At 44.3% G+C, this 7,286-nt stretch carries 6 protein-coding genes and 1 pseudogene; 4 read left to right on the forward strand and 3 right to left on the reverse strand.

Translation table 11 applies throughout. The annotated features are described in order from the left end of the window. Positions 1-83: 83 nt before the first annotated feature. The 4 genes from A136_RS17470 (at position 84) to A136_RS17485 (ending at position 3,262) form a co-directional block, all read left to right on the forward strand. Positions 84-854, forward strand: a complete 771-nt coding sequence (locus tag A136_RS17470) for an ABC transporter ATP-binding protein (RefSeq protein ID WP_004736532.1) — start codon at positions 84-86, stop codon at positions 852-854. A gap of 137 nt (positions 855-991) precedes the next feature. Next, positions 992-1,762 carry an ABC transporter substrate-binding protein gene (locus A136_RS17475; protein ID WP_010437364.1) on the forward strand — a complete coding sequence of 257 codons (771 nt, stop codon included), beginning with the start codon at positions 992-994 and terminating at the stop codon, positions 1,760-1,762. Between the two features lie 79 nt (positions 1,763-1,841). Beyond that, positions 1,842-2,582: an ABC transporter permease gene (locus tag A136_RS17480; protein ID WP_017063493.1), complete on the forward strand. Its 741-nt coding sequence runs from the start codon at positions 1,842-1,844 to the stop codon at positions 2,580-2,582. Positions 2,583-2,584: 2 nt separating this feature from the next. Beyond that, positions 2,585-3,262, forward strand: a complete 678-nt coding sequence (locus A136_RS17485) for an ABC transporter permease (RefSeq protein ID WP_017063494.1) — start codon at positions 2,585-2,587, stop codon at positions 3,260-3,262. A 71-nt stretch (positions 3,263-3,333) separates the two neighbouring features. Here A136_RS17485 and xthA read toward each other — a convergent pair whose 3' ends face one another. The 3 genes and pseudogenes from xthA to A136_RS17500 form a co-directional block, all read right to left on the reverse strand. Continuing rightward, positions 3,334-4,140: an exodeoxyribonuclease III gene (xthA, locus tag A136_RS17490; protein ID WP_010437369.1), complete on the reverse strand. Its 807-nt coding sequence runs from the start codon at positions 4,138-4,140 to the stop codon at positions 3,334-3,336. A 169-nt stretch (positions 4,141-4,309) separates the two neighbouring features. Continuing rightward, entirely contained in the window at positions 4,310-6,400 is a 2,091-nt protein-coding gene (locus tag A136_RS17495) for a S9 family peptidase (protein ID WP_017063495.1), read from the reverse strand. Between the two features lie 348 nt (positions 6,401-6,748). Then, positions 6,749-7,286: pseudogene (locus tag A136_RS17500) on the reverse strand (multidrug efflux MFS transporter EmrD); the annotation flags it as partial.

The raw sequence follows: 7,286 nt of genomic DNA on the forward strand, positions 1-7,286 counted from the left end.
ATGTTGTTTCGTGTGGTGCTAGTTTGTATCGCATGAAAAGGTCGGAGTACCTTGCATTTTCACAAACTTGGGAGAGAAAGCGCATGAAAGATGTACCAGCGCTGGACATAAAGGATCTACACAAAACGTTTGGTCAAAATGAAGTTTTAAAGGGAATTTCACTTTCTGCGCATAAAGGCGATGTTGTATCGATTATCGGATCTTCAGGGTCGGGTAAAAGTACTTTCCTTAGATGTATCAACCTTTTAGAGACACCAACTGCAGGCGAGATTTGGGTTAATGGCGAATTAATTCAAATGAAAAACAACCGCCAAGGCGTATCTGTTCCTGCCAACGAAAAACAAGTACAGCGAATCCGTTCTCGCTTAGCGATGGTTTTTCAAGGCTTCAATCTTTGGTCTCACCTGACCGTTCTCGAAAATGTTATCGAAGCGCCTGTTCACGTCTTAGGTGTACCTAAAGCACAAGCGATTGAAAATGCAGAGCTACTACTTAAAAAAGTAGGCTTGTATGAGCGCAAAGATTACTACCCAGGTCATTTATCCGGTGGACAACAACAACGAGCGGCAATTGCTCGAGCGTTAGCGGTTGATCCGGAAGTGATGCTGTTTGATGAGCCAACATCAGCACTTGACCCTGAGTTAGTAGGGGAAGTACTTGGTGTAATGCGAGATCTAGCAGAAGAAGGAAGAACCATGCTTGTGGTAACACATGAAATGGCTTTTGCTCGTGACGTATCAAACCATGTGATGTTCCTGCACCAAGGTCTAGTGGAAGAACAGGGCGATCCAGCTAAACTGTTTACGGAACCTGAATCTGAACGTTTACAACAATTTATCTCATCGATTTACTAATCAGAATTGAAACGCCGTTGCCAACGGTAAACAGCGACGGTGTGAACAACAAAACACAACAAGTAAGTTAATAAGCAACAACAAACACAATATTAAAACTAGCAAAACATAAAAACCTAAATCACAGGAGTAGGGATATGAAAAAGTGGTTATTAGTCGCGGCACTTGCTGCAACTGCTGCAACGGGCGTAGCTCAAGCAAAAGAATGGAAAACAGTACGCTTTGGTATTGAAGGTGCTTACCCTCCATTTAGCTGGACAGAAGCTGACGGGTCACTGAAAGGCTTCGATGTCGATATGGCTAACGCACTTTGTACTGAAATGCAGGTGCAGTGTAAGATCGTTGCACAAGACTGGGATGGTATCATTCCTTCTCTACTTGCTCGTAAATATGATGCGATCATCGCGGCAATGTCTATCACGGAAGAGCGTAAGAAAAAAATCGACTTCACTGGTAAATACGCACTTATCCCAAACAAGTTCATCGCTAAGAAAGGTGCAGGCCTTAACTTTGATGATCTAAGCGGTCAAAAGATTGCAGTTCAACGTGCAACAACTCACGATAAATACCTAACAGACAACTACGGCGATACAGTAGAGATCGTTCGTTACGGTTCATTCGACGAAGCTTACCTTGATCTAGCAAACGGTCGTGTTGCTGCTGTACTAGGTGATGCATCTGCTCTAGAAGAAGGCGTGCTGAACAAAGCTGGTGGTGAAGACTACGAGTTTGTTGGCCCATCACTAACTGATCCTAAGTGGTTCGGCGAAGGTTTTGGTATTGCTCTACGTAAGCAAGACAAAGATCTGACTAAGCAATTAGATGCGGCAATCCTTTCACTACGTGAAAAAGGCATCTACCAAGATATCGCGGCTAAATACTTCAACTACGACGTATACGGTCAGTAATCTTTAGCGTCAATTCTTAAGGGAGAGGTTCTCCTCTCCCTGTCTTACCAACTTTTTCGCAGTTCTGTTGGAATCCATTATGTTTGATTTACAAGGATATGAAGCGTCGATCCTGAAAGGGGCGGTGCTCACAATCGAAGTTGCCTTGCTGTCGCTAATTTTAGCTATGGTTCTTGGTATGCTAGGTGCCTTAGCAAAACTCGCGCCTTATCGCTGGGCTCGTGCTATTGCAACCCTCTACACAACCGTCATTCGAGGCATTCCCGATCTCGTACTGATGATGCTGATTTTCTTTGGTGGACAAATCCTTTTAAACAACAGTTTGTATTCCATCAACGAGTGGCTCAACGAGTGGTTTGCATCCAGTGATCCTAACCACGAATGGACCTCTTACCTACCTGATTATATTGATGTCAGCCCATTTGTTGCTGGTGTCTTAACCATAGGTTTTATTTTCGGTGCCTATATGGCAGAAACGTTCCGTGGTGCGATCATGGCTGTCGACAGCGGTGAGATGGAAGCGGCAAAAGCTTATGGTATGAGCCCTGTAAAGGCGTTTCACCGCATACTGCTACCGCAGATGATTCGTCACGCATTACCGGGTTTTGGGAATAACTGGCTGGTATTACTTAAAACCACTGCGCTGGTTTCGATTATTGGCCTAGAAGATATGGTACGTGTTAGTGCACTGGCGGCGGGTTCAACCAAAATGCCATTCACTTTCTACATGACTGTGGCGATTATCTTCTTATTCTTCACCAGTGTTTCAACGGGCTTACTTAAGCTGGTTGAACGTAAATTCAGTATCCACGCGAGGTAGTTATGGACTTTTCATTGATAATTGAAAGCCTGCCGATTTACCTTGGTGGTTTATGGACAACGGCTTGGATGGTTTGCGTTGCTTTGATCATTGGCTTATTCGTCGCCATACCATTAGCTATCGCTCGTAACAGCCCAAATATGCTGATTAACGCTCCTGCTTGGTCGTTCATCTATTTCTTCCGTGGTACGCCATTATTGGTGCAGTTGTACCTGATTTACTACGGAATGGATCAGTTCTTCCCTGTAAAAGATACACTATGGGAAAATGCATGGTTTTGTGCTTTGGTGGCATTCATCCTTAACACATCGGCATACACAGCTGAAATCATTCGCGGTGCGATTAACGGCTTACCAAAAGGTGAAGTTGAAGCAGCAAAAGCGTATGGCATGAGCACACCTAAGACATACCGACGTATCATTCTGCCAAGTGCATTACGTCGTGCATTACCGGCTTACAGTAACGAAGTTATCTTTATGCTTCACGGCTCAGCCGTTGCAGGTATTGTGACGATTATGGATCTAACGGGTGCAGCTCGTTTGGTTAACTCTCGCTACTATGCTCCGTTTGAATCTTTCCTAACAGCAGGTCTGTTTTACATGGGGTTGACGTTTATCATCATTGCGATTTTCAAATTCGCAGAGAAACGTTTCTTAGCTTACTTAAGACCACTTAGCTAATTACACATCATAATTAACAAAACGGCGCTTCTATAGCGCCGTTTTTTATGAGCAGATTCTGTTGCTGTTGATTACTTAAACGTTGACCAAATTGGCGCGTGGTCAGACGGCTTTTCGATGCCACGCAGTTCGTAATCGATGCCTGCTTCAGTACACTTATCAGCAAGCTTCTGAGTCGCAAGTACTACATCAATTCGTAGGCCGCGGTTGTCCACGAAACCTTTCGAGCGGTAGTCAAACCACGAGTATTGGTCGTTTACTTCAGGGTGCAGTAAGCGGAAGCTATCCACAAAACCCCAATCCATCAGTGTTTTCAACCATTCTCGCTCTTCTGGTTGGAAAGAGCACTTACCTGTTTTCAACCAACGTTTCGCATTAGGTTCACCGATGCCGATGTCTGCGTCGATAGGGCTGATATTAATGTCGCCCATCACAATGACTTGTTCGTCTTTGTTGTGGTAGTCATTTAGGTAAGTCATCAAGTCTTTGTAGAACTGGCGTTTGTACGGGTATTTTGTTTCATGCTTGATGTTATCCCCTTGAGGGAAGTAGCCATTTAGCACGGTAACCTTTTCACCATTTTCATCTTCAAACGTCGCCATGATCATGCGTTTTTGATGGTCTTCATTATCTGTTGGGAAACCCTTCTGCACAGAAATAGGCTCTTGCTTACACAACATTGCCACACCGTAGTGGGCTTTTTGACCGTGGAAGTAAACCTTATAGCCCATTGCTTCAACATCAGCAATTGGGAAGGCTTCATCGTGCACTTTTATCTCTTGCAGACCAATCACGTCGGGTTGGTGTTTGTCGATAATAGCTTGCAGTTGGTGAAGGCGGGCTCTAAGACCGTTGATGTTGAAGCTAATTACTTTCATTTGTTTTTATACCTCTCGTAAACCTTTGTCACTGCTTGTTTTTAAAGGTTTTTGATTTGGTGGATTTCATGGTTCATCGTATTTAACCATGCTTAATAATTTCTGTCGCCACTTTGTAGAGACAAAATGGCGACATTAAATGATGTGAATACTTACAGTTACGTAGAATCTATTGAGTCTTAAGTAAATCCAAAAAGAACGCGTATTCAAGTGCGTCTTCTTTTAATCGTTTAAATCGGCCAGAAGCGCCACCGTGACCGGCTTCCATATCGGTTTTGAACAGCAATACGTTGTTGTCTGTTTTCATTTCACGCAGCTTCGCAACCCATTTCATTGGCTCAAAGTACTGCACCTGTGAGTCATGCAGGCCTGTCGTTACCAACATGTTCGGGTAGTTTTGTACCTTAATGTTGTCGTACGGTGAGTACCCCAGCATGTAATCGTAGTAGGCTTTATCGTTCGGGTTACCCCATTCGTCATACTCATTGGTGGTTAGAGGGATCGATTCATCGAGCATGGTTGTCACAATGTCTACAAACGGAACATGTGCACCAATACCACGGTACAGTTCTGGTGCTTGGTTGATGATTGCTCCCATCAATAGACCGCCAGCAGACCCCCCAACGGCGAACACTTTATCTTTCGCGCCGTAGCCTTCTTCAACAAGCTCTTTGGTTACATCAATAAAGTCGTTGAACGTGTTTTGTTTGGTCAGTTTTTTGCCATCTTCATACCAAGGGCGACCAAGCATTTCTGAACCGCGGACATGTGCGATGGCATAAACAAAACCTCTATCCAGTAGGCTTAGGCGAGTTGAGCTGAAGGTAGGTTCAATCGTAGAGCCGTAAGACCCATAGCCGTATTGGTAGATTGGGTTAGTGCCGTCTTTCTTAAATAAGTCTTTACGATAAACCAAAGAGACAGGAACTTGCTTACCATCGAGAGCCGTAATCATGATTCGCTCTGATTGGTAGTTATCCGCTTCGAAATCACCTAATACGGGTGTTTGCTTCATGAGTTCGGATTCACCTGTACTTAGGTCGAAATCATAGTAAGTACCTGGCGTGGTTAAGCTGCTGTAATAGATACGAACTTTTGCGTTATCTAATTCATAGTTACTCGTTAGGTAAGCGGCAAATGCGGTGTCGTTAAATTCAAGTGGAAACTCGTGGCCTGTTGAGAGTTGGCGAACTTTCACTGTAGACAAGCCATCCGCGCGTTGCTCGTAGACAAGATGGTCATCAAACAACTCGAAATCTACAAGCTGAGTATTATCGTCTGCTGGGATGACATCGACCCATTTTGAGCGATCATGCATCTCTTCGGTTGTGACTTTCATTAAACGGAAGTTGACCGCTTGGTAGTTGGTGTAGATGTAATACCAATCACCTAGCTTAGCGATGCTGTACTCTATGCCGGTCTCTTTTGGGTAGAAAGCCTCAGCTGTAGCCTTTGGGTTGTTGGCATCGATGACTGAGACACCGCTGGTTTCTGTGCTCGAATGCCAAATGTAGACCTGTTCTCCATCTTTGCTTTTACTCAAAGAGGTGTAGTAAGCGCTATCGGCTTCTTCGTAGATTAACTGATCGCTTGCCTGAGCTGTGCCTAACACGTGGCGGTAAACTTGATAACCCAGCAATGTTTGTGGATTTTTTTTGATGTAGTAGAAGGCTTGGTTGTCGTTTTGCCACGCGATAGCACTTGAAGCGCCTTCAATTTCATCTTTTAGGTATTCACCTGTTGTGAGGTCTTTGATCTTGATGGTGTAAATGCGACGGCTTAGCGTATCTTCGCCATAGGCCAACAAGTTTTCGTCTGGGCTGATCGTTAAGCCACCAATACTGAAGAATTCATGCTCTTTTGCTAGCTCGTTTACATCTAAGATGACTTGCTTGTCTGTGCCTAAACAGTTTTTTTCACGCAGGTGAACTGGGTATTCGTTGTCGCCTGTGACCTTATTCGAGTAGTAGTAACTGCCTTTGCGAACCGGTACCGAATTGTCGTCTTTCGCGATTCGGCCTTTAATCTCTTCAAATAGTTGTTTTTGTGCTGCTTCTGTATGTTTCAACACCGTATCTGCGTACTGATTCTCTTGCTCAAGTTGTTGCAAAATCTCTAGATCTTGGCGTGCATCATCGCGCATCCAATAGTAATCATCGATTCGGGTTTCACCATGAATCGTCATTGCGTGAGGGACTTTCTTAGCAACGGGTGCTTGGGTTTGCTGAGCGACGAGCTGTGATTGAGAGTAGTGGTTCATGGTTGAGATTCCTTGATTGCTGCATCCGGCGACAAGCGCTATTGATACGGCTAATGTGGTTAAAGCGATACGCATCTGTATATCCTTAGTGTGTACCTTACTCGTTTTAATGCCAGCATCCTTTGTTGTGAGAGTTCAGGTACGTTGGTGTTCTTCCAGTGATATTATTTATAATTGGATTCTGGATATGCACCTTCATCGTAAGTGTCTGTTATTGTTTTCAAAAAATCAAAGCAATGTTAAATGAAATTACTGATACGTGAGAGTGGAAGGAATAAATGTGCAACAAAAAGGGACACACTTTTCAGTATGTCCCTTTCCTTTGTTTAGCAAGATTCGAGTTTTACGTTAAATAGCCAATGGCATTTCGTTTGAGTGGTCAGGTTTACGATTAACCCAACGTAAACCAAGCATAGCGATGAATGACATAGCAATCATCAGGCAACCGAGTGGCAGTTGGTCTTGAGCTGGGAAGAACGATGCCAATAGTGTTGCGATGCCAGCACCTAGGTTTTGCATACCACCTAAAATCGCACCTCCAGTACCAGCGTGGTACGGGAATGGCGAAAGTGCCCCTGTTGTTGCTGCTGGGAATAATATGCCAGCGCCCAAGAAGTAAATTGTGGCACCGCCAATCAAAGTTAATGCTGTTGTTTGACCAAACAGACCCGGTATCAATACCACTGTTGAGCCTACCAATATCGCAACCAGACCAACATTCAATGCACGGCGCTCAGAGCGACGTTGTGCGATGTAACTAGATAAGCCTGCACCGACTAAGTAACCTGGAATAGGCAAAACAAACAGCAAGCTTACTGTGGTTGCCGGTAAGCCAAGTACGCCACCAAGCAACACACCTGCCGCTGCTTCAAATACGGCTAAAACC

The sequence above is a fragment of the Vibrio crassostreae 9ZC13 genome (genome assembly GCF_000272045.2).
Classification (GTDB): domain Bacteria; phylum Pseudomonadota; class Gammaproteobacteria; order Enterobacterales; family Vibrionaceae; genus Vibrio; species Vibrio crassostreae_C.